Origin of the sequence: Sphingomonas sp. MMS24-J13 (assembly GCF_044905095.1) — a bacterium.
Lineage (GTDB): Bacteria > Pseudomonadota > Alphaproteobacteria > Sphingomonadales > Sphingomonadaceae > Sphingomonas_I.
Genome location: NZ_CP173258.1, coordinates 1,066,871 through 1,082,498, shown reverse-complemented (window position 1 = coordinate 1,082,498; position 15,628 = coordinate 1,066,871). Strand labels below are relative to the sequence as shown.

The following is a 15,628-nucleotide window of genomic DNA, read 5'->3' as shown; positions in this document are numbered from 1 at the left end:
GAGGAACGCAGCGATGCATATCATCCGCAAGCTCGCTCTCGCATTCGCCGCGCTGGCTTTGCCGGCCTTTGCGCAGGCGCCGACCGAACTCAGGCCGACATTGCTGGCACCGAAGCCGGCCACGGCGACGTCGCCAGCGATCGCCCCGGCCGGGCCCGCCAATCTGACCAAGCCGGATGTCGACGCCTGGCTCGACGGTTTCATGCCCTACGCGATTGCGGCGGGGGAAATTCCCGGCGCGGTGGTGGTCGTCGTCAAGAACGGACAGGTGCTGACCAAGCGCGGTTTCGGCTATGCGGATCGCAAGGCGATGAAGCCGGTCGATCCCGATCTGACCCTGTTCCGCCCGGGATCGACATCGAAGCTGCTGACCTGGACCGCGGTGATGCAGCTCGTCCAGGCGGGCAAGCTCGATCTCGACAAGGACGTCAACGCCTACCTCGATTTCAAGATTCCGCCCGCCTTCGGCAAGCCGATCACCTTGCGCAACCTGATGACGCACACGGCAGGCTTCGAAGAGACGGTGAAATATCTCATCACCGCCAACCCGAAGATCGTGCTGCCGCTCGACAAGACGCTGAAGCGCTGGGTGCCGACGCGGATCTACGCGCCCGGCGCCGTGCCCGCTTATTCGAATTACGGCGCGTCGCTCGCGGGCTATATCGTCGAGCGCGTCTCGGGCGAACCGTTCGACGATTATATCGATCGTCACATCACCGGCCCGCTCGGCATGACGCATTCGAGTTTCCGCCAGCCCTTGCCGGCCTCGCTCGCGCCTTTGTCGTCCAAGGGGTATGAAGCCGGACACGAGGACGCGCGCCCGTTCGAGATCATTCCGCTCGCCCCTGCCGGCGCGCTGTCGTCGACGGGGGCCGACATGGCCAAGTTCATGATCGCGCATCTCGATCATGGTGGAGCGCTGCTCAGCCCCGCGACCGAAGCGAAGATGGTCGCGCCCGCCAATGCGCCCGTCCCGGGACTGCCGGCGATGGCGCTCGGTTTCTATCATGAGGATCGCAACGGACGCACGATCGTCGGCCATGGTGGCGATACGATCTACTTCCACTCCGATCTCCACCTCTATCTGGAGGACGGGGTCGGGCTGTTCGTGTCGTTCAACAGCCCCGGCAAGAATGCCGCCGCGCATCTGGTGCGCACGCGCCTGTTCGAGGAATTCACCGACCGCTACTTCCCCGCCCCCGTCGTGCAGGCGACGACGATCGCCACCGCCAGGGATCATGGCGCGGCCATGGCAGGCCATTATCTCAACACGCGCGGATCGCTGACCAACTGGCTCAAGTTCATCGGCGTAATCAGCGAGAGCACGGTGTCGCTCAACCCGGACGACACGATCACGGTCAGTTCGTTCGTCGATGCGGCCGGCAATCCCAAGAAATGGCGCGAGGTCGCGCCGTGGCAATGGCAGGAGGTCGGCGGCGTCAGCCGGCTCCATGCGGTCGTCAGGGACGGCAAGGTCGAAAGCATGCTTAGCAGCGACCTGCCGCAGGTTTTCCTGTTCGAACCCGCGCCGGTATCGATGAATGCCGCCTGGCTGATCCCGGCGCTGATCGGCGCGCTGGCGATCATGCTGCTGACCGCGCTCGGCTGGCCCGTCGTGGCGCTGATCCGCCGCAGCTACGGCTATCGGCCGGCCTTGGCCGGGCGCGGGCTCCAGCTTCATCGCGCGACCCGTGTCACCGCGTGGCTGTTCCTGATCATCGCCGCCGGGTGGATGATCATCGTGATGTCGATCGACAGCAATCTGGAAGCCTTCAACGGCGGCCTCGATATCTGGATGCGCCTGCTCCAGCTGCTGACGCTCGTGGCGACGGCGGGTACCGTGCTCGCCTGCTGGAACGCCTACGCCACCGTCACCACGCACGACCGGCGCTGGTGGAAATATGGCTGGGCGGTGCTGGTGGCGCTGGCAGGCCTGTTCCTCGTCTGGCTACTCTTCACGATGCGGACGGTGACGCTCTCGCTCAATTATTAGCGTGACGCGGGACGGGTCATGCTATCGTCGGATGGTCAGGCGCACATGACCATCCGACGGAGGCTGAACCATGTATGTCGCAGCTCTGGTGATCCCGGTCCCCGAGGACAGACTGGACGCCTATCGCGCATGGGCCGAGAATAGCGCGGCCTTCTTCAAGGAATATGGCTGCATCGAGGTGGTCAATTCCTGGGGCGATAATATCCCCGAAGGCAAACAGACCGACTTCCGGCGCGCTGTTGCGGCCAAGGACGGCGAGAAGATCGTGCTGTCTTGGCAGATCTGGCCCGACAAGGAGAGCTTCTATCTGGCCGAAGAGAAGATGCACGAGGATCCACGGATGGACGCGGCCGGCGAGCCGCCGTTCGACGCCCGAAGGCTTATTCTCGGCTGCTTCCAGCCGATCCAGGTGACGGGGCGGGATGCAAACCCTCAAAATCCCGTGTAAGCAGGGAGCAATTGTATTTGGTTTTTCTTCGTCATGCTGAACTTGTTTCAGCATCCACCAGGCATCCGCAAGGACAGTGCAGCACTCTTGGTAGACCCTGAAACAAGTTCAGGGTGACGAGTGGATATTCGAGCGATTGCGCTCAAGCGGCCAAATGCAATTGCCTCTCGGCACGGGGAGGACTTCTGCGACTCGTCAGGATGCGGCAAGGCCGTTAAGCTCTGCTCCGAACCTGATCCGGGGAGATGCGCGCTGCCGGTCTATAGCGTTGACATTGCCGGGACGCGCCACCGCTTCGCGGGTCTCCCCCACGTGCTTGCCGCGGCCAGCCCTTTGCGCTCGGGCGACGTGCTGGCCGGCGTAGCGGCGGAGAGCGCCGAGCAAAGGGTGGCGGCGCGCTATCTGTTGGCCGATCTGCCCTTGGCGACGTTCGTCGAGGAACTCGTCGTCCCGTATGAAACCGACGAGGTCAGCAGGCTGATCGTCGACAACCACGATACCGCCGCCTTCGCCGGCATTTCGCACCTGACCGTCGGCGCGTTCCGCGAATGGCTGCTGTCGAACGAAACCGACGGCGCGACGATCGCCGCCGCATCGCCCGGCATCACGCCCGAAATGGCGGCGGCGGTTTCCAAGCTGATGCGCAACCAGGATCTGATCGCGGTCGCGCGCAAGCTGCGGGTGGTCAGCCGTTTCCGCAACACTTTGGGCCTGCCCGGCCGGCTGTCGGTGCGGCTCCAGCCCAATCACCCGACCGACGATCCGGCCGGCATCGCCGCTTCGACCCTCGACGGGCTGCTGATGGGCGCGGGCGATGCGGTGATCGGGATCAATCCCGCGACCGACAATGTCGATACGACCGCCACCCTCCTCCACCTGCTCGACGAGGTGCGGCAGGCTTATGCGATCCCGACCCAATCCTGCGTGCTCGCCCATGTCACGACCACGCTCGAACTGGTGCGGCGCGGTGCGCCGGTCGATCTCTGCTTCCAATCGATCGCCGGTACCGAGGCGGCCAATCGCGGCTTCGGCATCGATCTCGCTTTGCTCGCCGAGGCGCATGAGGCGACCCTTTCGCTGAAGCGCGGCACAGTCGGCAGCGACGTCATGTATTTCGAGACCGGCCAGGGATCGTGCCTGTCTGCCGATGCCCATCATGGCGTCGATCAGCAGACGCTCGAGGCGCGGGCTTATGCGGTTGCGCGCACATTCCGGCCGTTGCTGGTCAATTCGGTGGTGGGCTTCATCGGCCCCGAATATCTCTACGACGGCAAGCAGATCGCGCGTGCTGCGCTGGAGGATCATTTCTGCGGCAAGGTGCTCGGCCTGCCGATGGGGGTCGACATCTGCTACACCAACCATGCCGAGGCGGATGGCGACGATACCGATACGATCCTGACCCTGCTCGGCGTCGCAGGGGTCAATTTCATCATGGGCGTGCCCGGCGCCGACGACATCATGCTCAACTACCAGTCGACCAGCTTTCACGACGCACTCTATGTGCGCGAGGTGCTGGGGCTGCGGCCCGCGCCCGAATTCGAAGCCTGGCTGGAGGAAATCGGCCTGCTTTCATCCGAAGGCCGCATCCTCGATCGCGCGCCGCCGCGTCTCGCCGCCGATCGCATCCCCGCGCTGAGGGACGCACGTGGCTGACCTTCCCTCGCTCCGCGATCGCCTCGGCGCGCTGACCCAGGCACGGGTCGCGCTCGGCCGTTCCGGACAAGGATTGCCGACCGCCGCATTGCTCGATTTCCAGTTGGACCATGCCCGCGCCCGCGATGCGGTGCACACGCCGCTGGAAACCGAAGGCTTTGCCGAAGCGATCGGACGCCCGGTGATCGAGGTGCAAAGCCGCGCGAGGGATCGCGCCGATTATCTCCGGCGCCCGGATCTTGGCCGAATGCTGAATCCCGACGATGCGGCGAAGCTCGGCCGAAGCGACGCCACGCTCGCCCTGGTCGTCGCCGATGGTCTCTCGGCTGCCGCGATCCACGCCCATGCCGCCCCGCTCGTCACGACCTTGATCGATCGCCTGCCCGACTGGAGCATCGCGCCGATCGTACTGGCGCGGCAGGCGCGGGTCGCGCTGGGCGACGCGATCGGCGAGGCCTTGGGGGTCGAACTGGTCGTCGTCCTGATCGGCGAGCGGCCCGGCCTGAGCGCGCCCGACTCTCTGGGTGCCTATCTCACCTGGCAGCCGCGGATCGGGCGGCGCGACAGCGAGCGCAATTGTGTCTCCAACATCCGGCCCCCGCACGGCCTGAGCTATGCGGGGGCTGCGGATGTGATCGCGCGCCTGCTCCGTGCGGCCCGACAGCAGCGGATGACGGGCGTCGATTTGAAGGATGGCGGGCCGCTGCTGGCGAGCGCGTGAGCGCGACCTTTTACGCGGTTCCCGCCGCGCCGATTGCCGACAATTCCCCGAACGTCTCCGCCGTCAGTTCGATCTGCGCCACGGCGAGATTCTCCCGCAGATGCGCCACCGAGGACGTGCCCGGGATCAGCAGGATGTTCGGCGAGCGCTTGAGCAGCCACGCCAGCGCCAGTTGCAGCGACGACACCCCAAGCCGTTCGGCCACCTGCGAAAGCGCACCCGACTGGATCGGCGAGAAGCCGCCGAGCGGGAAGAACGGCACGTAGGCGATGCCCTTTACCGCCAGATGATCGATCAGAGCATCGTCGTGGCGGTGGACGATGTTGTAATTGTTCTGGACGCAGACGATGTCCGCAATCGGCGCCGCTTCCTCGATCTGCTTCAGGCTAACGTTGCTCAAACCGAGATGCCGGATCAGCCCCTGGCGCTGGAGGTCGGCCAGAGCCGCCAACGGCGCGGCGATCGAATCCTCGTTCGGCGCATCCACGTCGCCGACCCGCAGGTTGACGACATCCAGTCGCTCGACGCCGAGATTGCGCAGATTGTCATGCACCTGCGAAACCATGTCCTCCGGCCGCCGCTGCATGATCCACGACGCATCGTCACCGCGCGTCGCGCCGACCTTGGTCACGATCGTCAGCCCCTCATAGGGATGGAGCGCCTCGCGGATGATCTGGTTGGTGACGTGGGGGCCGTAGAAATCGCTCGTGTCGATATGGTCGACCCCGCTCGCGACCGCCTCGCGCAGCACCGCGACGGCGGCGGCGCGGTCCTTCGGCGGGCCGAACACGCCGGGGCCGGCCAGTTGCATCGCGCCATAGCCCAGCCGGTTGACGGTGATATCACCGAGCTTGAACGTGCCGGCGTCATTCTGCGTGGTCGTCATGCGAACCTCCATGTGAGGCCACCCATATGCGCCCGACCCACTTCGCCTTTAATCCATGCAAAGCCGCACGGTCCGTGCGATATCCCGCACAATGGATGTGGAACTCAGCGATCTCTCCGCCTTCGTCGCGGTCGCGCGTGCGGGCGGCTTTCGCGAAGCCGCGCGTGCCACCAGCGGCTCGGCCTCCGGGCTGAGCGAGGCGGTGCGGCGGCTCGAGGCCAAGCTCGGCGTCCGGCTGTTCAACCGCACCACGCGCAGCGTCGCGCCGACCGAAGCCGGCACGCGCCTGCTCGAACGGCTGCTGCCGGCGTTGAGCGAGGTCGATCTGGCGCTGGATGTGGTCAACGCCTTCCGCGATCGCCCGGCGGGGACGTTGCGGATCAACGTGCCCGCCAATGTGGCGCGCACGGTCTTGCCGTCGATCGTCCCGCCGTTCCTGAAAGCCTATCCGGATATCCGCATGGAGGTGGCCGTCCAGGACAGCTTCGTCGATATCCTCGCCGAAGGGTACGACGCCGGCATCCGCTATGACGAGCGGCTGGAGCAGGACATGATCGCCGTGCCGATCGGCCCACGCACCCAGCGGATCGTGACCGCCGCCGCGCCGGCCTATCTCGATACGCATGGCCGTCCGCAGCATCCGCGCGATCTGCTGGACCATGCATGCCTGACAGGTCGTTTCGCGGGCGGCGGCACCGCCGTCTGGGAGTTCGAACGCGACGGCGAGATCGTGCGGCTCGATCCGCCGGGACGGCTTGTCGTGCGCCAGGGCGCGGCGTTCGATCTGAACCTGACGGCGGCGATCGAGGGGCTCGGCATCATTCACCTGTTCGAGGACTGGCTGAAGCCCCACCTCGCCAGCGGCGCGCTCGAGCCGGTGCTGGAGGATTGGTGGCAGAGCTTTTCCGGGCCGTTTCTCTATTATCCCGGACGGCGCCATCTGCCGACGCCGTTGCGGGCCTTCATCGATTTCATCCGGCGATAACGGAACTCGTTCCGGGGCGAGGTTTCAGCGATCGCCGTACCTCCCGCCTTCGCGCTCCGGCGGGCGAGAGTCCATCCAATGAGATTATCGGCGGCCGATTTTCTGCGCGCGATCGACGAGCATATCGAACAGGGCTTCGAGATCCTCTGCGCCGATATCGAGCGGCTCGCCATAGTCGGCGATCACCGCCTCGAAATCATTGGCGGCGAGCCGCACCGGCATCGCGATCTCGCCAGGATGCGGCGCGGGATGCGCCCGGTGCGGATAGGAGCGCTGCGTCGCATTGTTGTAGACCAGCGCTGCCAGCGTCAGCAGCACGCTCTCGAGCAGGACCGGCACGAAGACGAAGCCAAAGCCCGCGGCCAGTATGTGCGGCCCACCCAGAACGGCGGTCAGCGCCACCGCCCCGCTCGGCGGATGGGCGCAGCGGCACGCTACCATCGCGGCGATCGCGGCGGCCACCGCCAGCGCTGCCGCGGGTAGCGGGAATGGTACCAGCTTGGCGATCGAGACGCCGATCAGGGCAGCGAGCAGATTGCCGCCGATGATCGCGTGCGGCTGCGCCAGCGGACTGGCCGGCAGCCCGAACAGCAAAACGGCCGATGCGCCCATCGGCGCGATCAGCAGCGGCGCCGCGACGGGCGAACCGAACCACCAGCTGCTGACCAGCCCGGTGAGGAGGATGCCGAGGCAAGCGCCGATGCTCGCCCGGGCGATCTCGCGCGGGGCGTTGCGGGACTGGCTTTGCAGAAACGAGAGCGCCGTCATTATTTGAGCAGCACCGCCGCCTTGATCAGCGTTTCGTAAACGCCCCAGGCGATCGGCAGGCACACCGCTGCCCATGCCAGCAGGACCATTCCGCCGAAACGGTCCGACGGCGTGGCCGTGACGGAGGGCCCAGGTTCGCCGGCCGCCGCCCCCTGCGCAGGCGCCTCGTCCTTCATGTGGAAACGCGCGTCGACCGGCTTGATCAGCAGGTTGCAGACGAAGCCTACCACCAGCATCGCCGCCAAGGTCCAGTAAATCGGCTGATAGACTTCGACCCGCGGGATACCGGCGGCGATCCGGTGATCGCGCATATTCGCGACGACCAGAGGCCCGAGCACGCCCGCGGTCGACCAGGCCGTCAGCAGCCGGCCGTGGATCGCGCCGACGAAGCGCGTGCCGAAGATGTCGGCGAGATAGGCCGGGACGGTCGAGAAGCCGCCGCCATACATCGACGCGCAGATGCAGAAGGTAAGGATGAACAGCCCGATGCTGCCGCCCGCCAGCGCAGGGGCCGCCACGCCGTACAGCACGGCCCCCAGCGCGAGGATCGTGAAATAGAGCGCCTTGCGGCCGATCCGATCGGACAGCGACGCCCAGAAGAAGCGCCCGCCGATATTGAACAGGCTGATTGCACCGACGAAGCCCGCGCCGACAGCGGCCGCGGCTTTCTTCTGGCTATCGTCGAACGCGGTGAACAGCACATGCGGTGCGTCGATCAGCCGCCCGCCGAAAATCTCCTGCAGCATGGGCGAGGCGACCCCGATGATACCGATCGAAGCCGAGACGTTGAGCAGCAACACCGCCCAGATCAGCCAGAATTGCGGGGTCTTGTGCGCGTCCTTGAGATGGACATGGAACCGGCTGATGCGGGCACTGGCGGTTGCGGGCGGGGCCCAGCCGGCCGGCGCCCAGCCCTCGGCCGGCACGCGATAGCCGAGCGCGCCCGCCATCATGAAGACGAAGTAGATGGCGGCCAGGACGAGGAAGGTCTGCCACACGCCGACCCCGGTCGGGCCCGCGAAATGCTTCATCAGCATGTCGGCGAGCGGGCTGCCGATCATCGCACCGCCGCCGAAGCCCATGATCGCCATCCCGGTCGCCATGCCGCGCCGATCGGGGAACCATTTGATCAGGGTCGAGACCGGCGAGATGTAGCCGAGCCCCAGCCCGATCCCGCCGATCAGCCCCGATCCCAGCCAGATCAGCCACAATTGGTGGATCGAGATGCCGATCGCGGCGATGCCCATGCCGCCGCACCAGCAACAGGCGGCGACGACGCCCGCCTTGCGTGGCCCTGCCCGCTCGAGCCAGCCGCCCCAGATTGCCGCGGCCGCCCCGAGCACGACAAAGAAGATCGAATAGGTGATGACGAGATCGCTGACGCGCCAGTCGCAAGTCGTGGTGGCGAGCGCGTCGATCAGCGTCATGCTCTTGCAGACGACGCTGTCCTTGATCCCGATCGATCGGCTCAGCGGCAGCCAGAAGACGCTGAAGCCATAGGCCATGCCGATACAAAGGTGGATCGCCAGCGCGCAGGGCGGCACCAGCCAGCGATTGAAGCCCGGCCCGGCCACCGTCCGCGCCCGATCGAGTACGCCACCATTCGCACCGTTCATCACGCTCTCTCCTGCACTGCCATTATCAGGGCTGTTGCGGCCTGCCGTTCACCTGCACCTTTGCGTCGAGTCTGGAAAGATGGCGGCATCAGCTGCGTTGCTCTCTATCCGGGCCTGACGCAGAAGGCCGTATGGACCAAGCAACACCCGTCAACGAGGCCACGCGGCTCGCCGAACTGATTGCCGCCGAAGCCAAGGCGTTGGCGCTGCTCGACCGGATCGAGGCGGCCGGGCTGATCGCTCCGGGCCGCACCGAACGCGCGGTCGAGCAGGACATCTATGCCTTGGCCGAACGCGAATTCGGGATCGAGCGCCACTGGCACAAGCGCATCGTCCGCGCCGGGCTCAACACGCTCGCCGTCGCCGGCGACAATCCGGCGATCCGCACGATCGGCGATGACGATATGGTGTTCCTCGATCTCGGCCCGGTGCTCGATCACTGGGAAGCCGATGTCGGGCGCAGCTATGCCGTCGGCAACGATCCCGCCAAGCATGCGCTATGTCGCGATCTCCCGCTCCAGTTCGAGGCGGTGTGCGATCATTTCGCCGGGCATCCCGATATCAGCGGAGCCGAGCTCTACGATTTCGCATGCGGGCTGGCCGAGCAAGCCGGCTGGCGTTTCGGCGGCAAGATCGCCGGCCACATCGTCGGCGAATTCCCCCACGCCCGCCTGCCCGGGCCGAAACAGCGCAACCATATCAGCCCCGACAACCCCGATCGGATGCGCGATCTCGATAGATTGGGGCGGGTGCGTCACTGGATCGTGGAAATCCATCTGGTCTCGCCCGACGGCGCGTTCGGCGGATTTTACGAGCGGCTGCTGGTGCGATAGAAAATCTCCCCGCCGGTCTTGGTGGGGAGGATTTTCGAGGTCACTTCTTCCACGGCACCGGGGTAAGATGAAACGGCAGCGGCGGTTTCATGTCCTTCTTCGCGGGCTGGAACAGGTAGGACAGCGATCCCTGCGAATACCACACGTTGCCGCGCCACAGATCGACCCCGGTCGGCTCGGCGATATCCTCGGCGAGGGTCGTGATCTCGGCATTGTCGCCGTTGACGGTCACCTTCGTGATCCGGCCCTTGCCCTCGGCCAGCGCGAAATCCATGCCGCCGGCGGCACGCATGCCGTCGGGTGACTGGAGCGGGCGCGACAGGGTCAGCTTGGTGACCTTCCCCGCCTTGCCGTCGGCACCCATCACCACCTTGAACAACTCGCCGCTGCGGACATTGTTGACGTAGAGATTGCCGTCCGATCCAAACGCCAGACCGTCGAGCCCGCCGGCGTTGAAGATCGGATCCGTGACCCAGATTTCCAGCGCAGTCCCGCCCGGCTTCCATGTCAGGATATTGGGCGCGCCGGTATCGGCGACATAGATCGCCCCGTTCTTGGCCACCGCCACATCGTTGCACACGGGATGCTCGCCCGGCAGCTTGAGGCTGATCCTGAGCGCGGCGGTCTTCATGTCGAAGCCCTTGAGCACCGAGCCGGGATCGGAACCCGCCACGGTCAGCCCGCGGGCGGTGAAATCGTTGGTGCAGGTCCAGACGATATGGTTGCGCATATCGGCGAAGACCCCGAACAATGCGCCGGTGCCATAGGCACCCGAAGCGATCCATTGCTCGGCCTTGCCGGTCTTCATCGAGACGCGCAGCACCCCGCCGGTCATGCTGCCGACATAAGCCGTGCCGTCGGGCGTGATCGACAGGCTTTCCGGGAACAGCCGGTCGTTCGGCAGATCGATCGGCTTGGGCGGCGTCGCCGCGGCCGCTGCCGTGGCGAGGAAAAACAAAGGAAGAATCTTCATCGCATGCCCCTGTACGAACTTCATCGTCGTCCCCCCGATTAGAGATAAGTGCGCCCACGCCAAGCCTTTGCTGCGCCGAGCGGAGGAACGGCAGCCGATCCGCCACGTTCAAGGGCGGAAGCATCAACCTGTCACAGGGATTTTTCGATCGTGTCCGTGTTCCGGCGGGTGTTCGCCGCCGCCATATCCTGTTGCCTGCTGCCGACATCGATCGCGGCCGCGAGCCCGGCCTGCTCATCGGGAGAAGGCTTCGATTATATGGGCGTGCCGATCACCTTCAGCGCCGATCGCTCGGCTTATTAGAGTTTGATGACGTTAAGTTGCACCATAGCCTGAGTTTCGCAGGTAATTGCTGCATTCATCGGGTGGGAACCGATCCAGCAGCGCTCCGACGCGCTGCCATGTTGCGTCGTGCGTTCGCTCTGCGGCCTTTCGGAGCAGGTGTTTGAGCTTGGCGAAGACCTGCTCGATCGGATTGAGGTCTGGGCTGTAGGGCGGCAGGAAGAGAAGGCGAGCGCCTCTGGCGCGGATGGCGGCCCTGACGGCGGGTGTCTTGTGGCTGGAGAGGTTGTCCATGATGACGATGTCGCCTGCGCGCAGCGTTGGGCAGAGCTGGGTTTCGACCCACGCGGTGAAGCTGGCGGCGTTGATCGGCTGATCGAACACGAACGGCGCATCGATCCGGTCGGAGCGCAGGGCGGCGATGACGGTCATCGTTTTCCAGTGGCCGTAAGGCACCTTGGCATGGAGCCGTTTGCCGACCGGCGCCCACCCACGCAGAGGCGCCATGTTGGTCTTGGCCCAGGTCTCGTCGATGAAGACGAGGCGCGCTGGATCAGGCCGGCTCTGGAACTTCTTCCACTGCTCGCGCCGCCGTGCCACTGCGGGTCGTAGCTGCTCGGCGGGGAGCACGCTTTTTTTTAAAGCTCAGGCCCTCGGCATGGACGAAACGCCAGACCTGCACATAGTCTACCGTGACGTCGCGTTCGGCGAGTTCGGCCACCAGCCCGCGCAGGGTGAAGTCTGTCTTTGCCCGCTCCAGCAACCAGTCGCGGTTGCCGCCCGACAATATGCCGATCTTGTGGCCGCCCACCTTGCCCGGAGCCACGCTGCCCGATCCGCGATATCGCTGCGCCCAGCGCACCACTGTCGCGGCGCTGACACTCAGCGCCTCCGCCACCGATCGAACCGTCTCCCCCGCCAGCACCCGCGCAATCGCGCGATCCCGCAAATCCATCGAATAGGGTTTCATCGTCGCTGGCCTCCAACCCAGCACGAAGCTTGAATCAGAAAATCAGACCCGTGTGAATCCCCCAATTCATTCAAACGTCATCCCGCTCTATTTCACGACCGATCACAAGTTGGTCGATGCCGATGGCGCCCCCAACGCCTATCATCCCGACGATCAGCCCGACGCCTGTCCCGATCGGGGCCGCGGCATCGATTGCCTCGCGGCAGCCGGCTACCCCAATGGATCCTGGTGGCAGACGGTATTGGTCGCCGATCCCGACAATCCCGATCGGCCCGCCATTCAGGGCGACGGGCCGTACAAGGGCTTCTACGTTTCGATGACGTCGCTGCGGAACACCGATTTCGCGGGCCCGGCCAGCCCCGCAAGCTATGTCGATGCCGCCAGCATCCCGTATCTCGTCCTCCCCGCCCCGATCTATCGCACCGACGGCATGGGCGAGATGGGCGATATCGGCTGGGCGATGAACCTCGACAATGGCCGCACGACCCCCTTCGTGATCGCCGACGAGGGGCCGGTCGAGCCGTTCGGTGAGGCATCTGTGGCCTTCTGGCGGGCGCTCGGCGGCACGCCCAACCCGCGCAATGGCGAAGGGTTGCCCGAGGGACGCATCGTGTATGTCGTCTTCCCCGGCAGCCATACCGACGCTGCTATCGGCTGGCCGATCGACCGCAAAGCGCTCGCGCGCGAGGCACGCAGGCTCGGCGCGATCGGCGGCGCGACCATGGTGACATCGTGCCTCGAGCCCGCCGACCGTAGCGTCGATGCCGAACTCGCGGCACGATGAAGAGCGCGATCGCGCTCATCGCCGGCGCTTTGCTCGTTACGCCCACCCTGGCAAGCGACTGGACTCCGCACAGCGCCGCCGCTTTGCTCGATGCGAGTTTTCCGACCGCCGAAGCCTGCGAGCAAGCCCTCGCCGACGCTCGCCGTCACGAGAGCCGGGCCCACCCGGTCCACGGCCTGAGCTACAGGAACCTGTTCGCGCAAGGCCGTTGCCACAGCTTCCATCATGAGAGCCGGCTTACCTGGCGGATCCGCATGCACTGGAAACAGCGGCAATCGACGAGCGTGCAAACTGATCGCAGCCAAGGCCCAAACATCCCTTGAGCCTGCCATTCTAACCGCACGCGCGGCTCGTAAGCTCGTTGTAAGCCACGCATCCCATTCCGGACGCATTCGTTAACCTGCTCGCTGGATAACGTTTACGGCGCCCTGATCGTCCAACGGGGCATCACGCACCGGGCTTTTTCGAGCCGGGACTGTTCGCTCGGGGTATGCAAGTAGATGGCTTGGAGGTCTCTTCGGATGCGCGTGAATGGCGATCGCCCTCTCCCTTACTCTGCTGCTCTGTGGTGCGTCGCAACGGCAATGGCCGTGTCGATGGTGCCGCAATGCGCCGTGGCCAAAAGCGATCCTGCCTGGTTGACGCAGGCCATCGACATCCATTGGGGTCGCGCCCGGGAACGCGCCGGCGCGACGCAGGATAGCTGGACCGTGGCGCTCGCTCCGAACGGCGTTGGCCCGTCGGCCGACGCTCACAATTTCGTGGAGGCACAGGCCCGCGTTCATGCCCTGCTGGCAGACATCCGCGCTGGCAAGAAGCCCGCAAAGCCGATCGTCGTCCATGTGGCGACCGGAACCTACACCCTGTCCAAACCACTGCTTTTCGGTCCGGACGATGGCGGTGATGCGAAGTTTCCCGTCAGCTATGTGGCCGATGACCCTGGGCACGTCACCATCAGCGGGGGCGTTGCCTTGGCGGCTTCGGGCATGGCCGGCCGCCGAATGACGTTCGATCTGCCCGCCAGCCTGACGGTCGACTGGAGCGTTCCCCAGCAATTGTTCGTGAATGGTCAGCGTGCCGTGCTCGCGCGCCAGCCCAACGAGGGCGCGACCTGGCTCGTGCAGCCGGGGTCGAAAGACAAGGGGACCGTGATACCCGACGCGAAGGCGCTGCAATGGTTGCAAGGCCTGTCCGCAGACGATCGCGCGCGCGCCGAACTGTTCCTGTACCAGTCCTGGACGTCGAGCCTGCATCACTTCACCGTGAACGGCAATGCCGTGCAACTGGCCGTCCCGGCCAAATGGGCACCACTCGCGTTCGGCAACAGCCAGCGTTTCTTCGTGGAGAATGTCACCGCGGCGCTGGATGCGCCGGGCGAATGGATCGGCACCGGCCGCCAGGTAACCTATATCCCGTCGGGCGATCAGGCGGGCAGCCCCGCCGCGCAAATCCCGGTGCTGCCCCGCCTCATCCAGATCAAGGGCACGGCGACTAATCCCGTCGGCTACCTGTCCTTCACGGGCATGCAGTTCCTCTATACCGCAAGCACGCCGAACGCGGGCAATTTCGTCGATTTACAGGGGGCTTCTGCGATCGGGGCGGCGATCGAGGCCGACTTCGCCCATGATATCGCTTTCCGGAACTGCCTGATCGCACACGTCGGCGGCTACGGCATCTGGATGCGCGCGAGCGTCTCCGACAGCCTGATCGACGATAATGTCGTTTACGATACCGGCGCCGGTGCCGTCAGGCTCAGCATCGGGGGCCAGCCCGGCTCGGACGCTCTTATTACGCACAATATCACGGTCACCAACAACGTCCTCGCCGAGACCGGCAAAATCTTCCCGGGCGGCCCCGCAATCTTCGTCGGCTGGTCGAATGACAACCGGCTCGAGAACAATCTCGTCGCCAACACCACCAATGACGGCGTATCCATCGGCGGCAAATGGCCTGTCGGCGGCCCCGTATCGGCGCGCAATCACATAAACCGCAACATATTCTTCAATATCGGCCAGGGAATGCTGTCCGATATCGCCGCGATCTACACGCTCAGCGGCATGACCGGCACCGAGATCAATGAGAATTTCATTCGTGAGGCACGCTCCTATACGAAATATGGCGGCTGGTTCGGCGCGGGTGCCGCCGGTATCTATCTCGATGAAGGGACGAGCGGTGTCACCGCGCGAAACAATGTCGTGGTCAATACCGATTCGGGCGGCTTCCACATCAATTATGGCCGCGACAACGTCGCGGAAGGAAACGTGCTGGCCGGCGGGGAACAGGCCGAGGTTACCTTGCTGCATGACAGGGGTGGCAAGGCGATGGATTTCCGAAGGAACACCCTGTTCCCGATCTCATCGAAGCCTTTCCAGGGCGCGCTGACCAACGCGACGAGCAGTTTCGAGGGCAATGCGGTGGCGGGGGCTGGTTCCGCTGGTCAGGACGTCGGCACCTGTGGCCGCGGCTGTGCCAAGCAAAACGCGCAGCTGAGCGTGGGCCCCGGTCTGCTCGACGTGCATGTCAGTGGCGCAGGAACCGGCCAGCAAACCATCGATCGCGTCCTGGCGAATGCCGGCCCGCACGGAGACATGGCTGCGCTGCGAGACGTCGTGATCACGGAGCGCCGGCCAAAGCTTTCGCCGCCAAATCCGGCGCCCAATCCTTAAAGTCTGTCCGTTCTCATGCTTGAGCCGGAATGCCGCTATCGTTTCGGCGG

General features: G+C 65.2%; 15 protein-coding genes. 10 read left to right on the top strand and 5 right to left on the bottom strand.

Features of this window, described 5'->3' with window-relative positions; translation table 11 throughout:
- Positions 1-13 precede the first annotated feature (13 nt).
- From AB4Z44_RS05115 to eutC, 4 genes are all read left to right on the top strand, one after another.
- A complete protein-coding gene (locus AB4Z44_RS05115) occupies positions 14-1,993 on the top strand; it encodes a serine hydrolase (RefSeq protein ID WP_404712991.1) in 1,980 nt (659 codons plus the stop codon).
- A gap of 70 nt (positions 1,994-2,063) precedes the next feature.
- Complete coding sequence (locus AB4Z44_RS05110; protein WP_404712990.1) at positions 2,064-2,441, top strand: DUF1428 domain-containing protein; 378 nt, start codon at positions 2,064-2,066, stop codon at positions 2,439-2,441.
- Between the two features lie 312 nt (positions 2,442-2,753).
- Positions 2,754-4,094 (top strand): ethanolamine ammonia-lyase subunit EutB, encoded by a 1,341-nt coding sequence (locus tag AB4Z44_RS05105; protein WP_404712989.1) that lies wholly within the window; start codon positions 2,754-2,756, stop codon positions 4,092-4,094.
- Complete coding sequence (gene eutC / locus AB4Z44_RS05100) at positions 4,087-4,815, top strand: ethanolamine ammonia-lyase subunit EutC (protein ID WP_404712988.1); 729 nt, start codon at positions 4,087-4,089, stop codon at positions 4,813-4,815. The genes AB4Z44_RS05105 and eutC overlap by 8 nt, the downstream gene beginning before the upstream one ends.
- Positions 4,816-4,825: 10 nt before the next feature.
- Here the strand turns inward: eutC and AB4Z44_RS05095 are convergent, their stop codons facing one another.
- Positions 4,826-5,701, bottom strand: a complete 876-nt coding sequence (locus tag AB4Z44_RS05095; RefSeq protein ID WP_404712987.1) for an oxidoreductase — start codon at positions 5,699-5,701, stop codon at positions 4,826-4,828.
- Between the two features lie 91 nt (positions 5,702-5,792).
- Here AB4Z44_RS05095 and AB4Z44_RS05090 point away from each other — a divergent pair, with 91 nt between their 5' ends.
- Positions 5,793-6,686 carry a LysR substrate-binding domain-containing protein gene (locus tag AB4Z44_RS05090; RefSeq protein ID WP_404712986.1) on the top strand — a complete coding sequence of 298 codons (894 nt, stop codon included), beginning with the start codon at positions 5,793-5,795 and terminating at the stop codon, positions 6,684-6,686.
- Positions 6,687-6,770: 84 nt separating this feature from the next.
- Here the strand turns inward: AB4Z44_RS05090 and AB4Z44_RS05085 are convergent, their stop codons facing one another.
- Together AB4Z44_RS05085 and AB4Z44_RS05080 are read right to left on the bottom strand one after the other, a co-directional pair.
- The gene (locus AB4Z44_RS05085) at positions 6,771-7,454 is read right to left on the bottom strand and encodes an HPP family protein (RefSeq protein WP_404712985.1); all 684 of its coding nucleotides are present in this window, start codon (positions 7,452-7,454) and stop codon (positions 6,771-6,773) included.
- Entirely contained in the window at positions 7,454-9,070 is a 1,617-nt protein-coding gene (locus AB4Z44_RS05080; RefSeq protein ID WP_404712984.1) for an OFA family MFS transporter, read from the bottom strand. The genes AB4Z44_RS05085 and AB4Z44_RS05080 overlap by 1 nt, the downstream gene beginning before the upstream one ends.
- A gap of 131 nt (positions 9,071-9,201) precedes the next feature.
- Between AB4Z44_RS05080 and AB4Z44_RS05075 the strand changes: the two genes are divergently transcribed.
- The gene (locus AB4Z44_RS05075; RefSeq protein WP_404712983.1) at positions 9,202-9,903 is read left to right on the top strand and encodes a M24 family metallopeptidase; all 702 of its coding nucleotides are present in this window, start codon (positions 9,202-9,204) and stop codon (positions 9,901-9,903) included.
- A 40-nt stretch (positions 9,904-9,943) separates the two neighbouring features.
- Here AB4Z44_RS05075 and AB4Z44_RS05070 read toward each other — a convergent pair whose 3' ends face one another.
- Positions 9,944-10,876: a hypothetical protein gene (locus tag AB4Z44_RS05070; RefSeq protein ID WP_404712982.1), complete on the bottom strand. Its 933-nt coding sequence runs from the start codon at positions 10,874-10,876 to the stop codon at positions 9,944-9,946.
- Positions 10,877-11,026: 150 nt separating this feature from the next.
- On the opposite strand from AB4Z44_RS05070, the gene AB4Z44_RS05065 reads away from it, so the two are divergent.
- On the top strand, positions 11,027-11,179 hold the full coding sequence (locus AB4Z44_RS05065) for a hypothetical protein (protein ID WP_404712981.1): 153 nt from the start codon (positions 11,027-11,029) through the stop codon (positions 11,177-11,179).
- Between the two features lie 12 nt (positions 11,180-11,191).
- On the opposite strand, the gene AB4Z44_RS05060 is transcribed toward AB4Z44_RS05065, so the two are convergent.
- Positions 11,192-12,128 (bottom strand): IS630 family transposase gene (locus AB4Z44_RS05060; protein ID WP_404710065.1). Its coding sequence is split into 2 segments (ribosomal slippage): positions 11,192-11,797 and positions 11,799-12,128, totalling 936 coding nucleotides; the frame shifts between segments, so codons are not numbered across the junction.
- A gap of 52 nt (positions 12,129-12,180) precedes the next feature.
- Between AB4Z44_RS05060 and AB4Z44_RS05055 the strand changes: the two genes are divergently transcribed.
- The 3 genes from AB4Z44_RS05055 (at position 12,181) to AB4Z44_RS05045 (ending at position 15,578) form a co-directional block, all read left to right on the top strand.
- Positions 12,181-12,912, top strand: a complete 732-nt coding sequence (locus tag AB4Z44_RS05055) for a hypothetical protein (protein WP_404712980.1) — start codon at positions 12,181-12,183, stop codon at positions 12,910-12,912.
- Complete coding sequence (locus AB4Z44_RS05050) at positions 12,909-13,235, top strand: hypothetical protein (RefSeq protein WP_404712979.1); 327 nt, start codon at positions 12,909-12,911, stop codon at positions 13,233-13,235. Before AB4Z44_RS05055 ends, AB4Z44_RS05050 begins: the two co-directional genes overlap by 4 nt.
- Before the next feature lie 261 nt (positions 13,236-13,496).
- The gene (locus AB4Z44_RS05045; RefSeq protein WP_404712978.1) at positions 13,497-15,578 is read left to right on the top strand and encodes a right-handed parallel beta-helix repeat-containing protein; all 2,082 of its coding nucleotides are present in this window, start codon (positions 13,497-13,499) and stop codon (positions 15,576-15,578) included.
- Positions 15,579-15,628: the final 50 nt, after the last annotated feature.

Coding starts and splice junctions, on each gene's coding strand:
- AB4Z44_RS05115 (WP_404712991.1), top strand. CDS start 14: ATGCATATCATCCGCAAGCTCGCTCTCGCATTCGCCGCGCTGGCTTTG.
- AB4Z44_RS05110 (WP_404712990.1), top strand. CDS start 2,064: ATGTATGTCGCAGCTCTGGTGATCCCGGTCCCCGAGGACAGACTGGAC.
- AB4Z44_RS05095 (WP_404712987.1), bottom strand. CDS start 5,701: ATGACGACCACGCAGAATGACGCCGGCACGTTCAAGCTCGGTGATATC.
- AB4Z44_RS05090 (WP_404712986.1), top strand. CDS start 5,793: ATGGATGTGGAACTCAGCGATCTCTCCGCCTTCGTCGCGGTCGCGCGT.
- AB4Z44_RS05085 (WP_404712985.1), bottom strand. CDS start 7,454: ATGACGGCGCTCTCGTTTCTGCAAAGCCAGTCCCGCAACGCCCCGCGC.
- AB4Z44_RS05080 (WP_404712984.1), bottom strand. CDS start 9,070: ATGAACGGTGCGAATGGTGGCGTACTCGATCGGGCGCGGACGGTGGCC.
- AB4Z44_RS05075 (WP_404712983.1), top strand. CDS start 9,202: ATGGACCAAGCAACACCCGTCAACGAGGCCACGCGGCTCGCCGAACTG.
- AB4Z44_RS05070 (WP_404712982.1), bottom strand. CDS start 10,876: ATGAAGATTCTTCCTTTGTTTTTCCTCGCCACGGCAGCGGCCGCGGCG.
- AB4Z44_RS05050 (WP_404712979.1), top strand. CDS start 12,909: ATGAAGAGCGCGATCGCGCTCATCGCCGGCGCTTTGCTCGTTACGCCC.
- AB4Z44_RS05045 (WP_404712978.1), top strand. CDS start 13,497: ATGGCCGTGTCGATGGTGCCGCAATGCGCCGTGGCCAAAAGCGATCCT.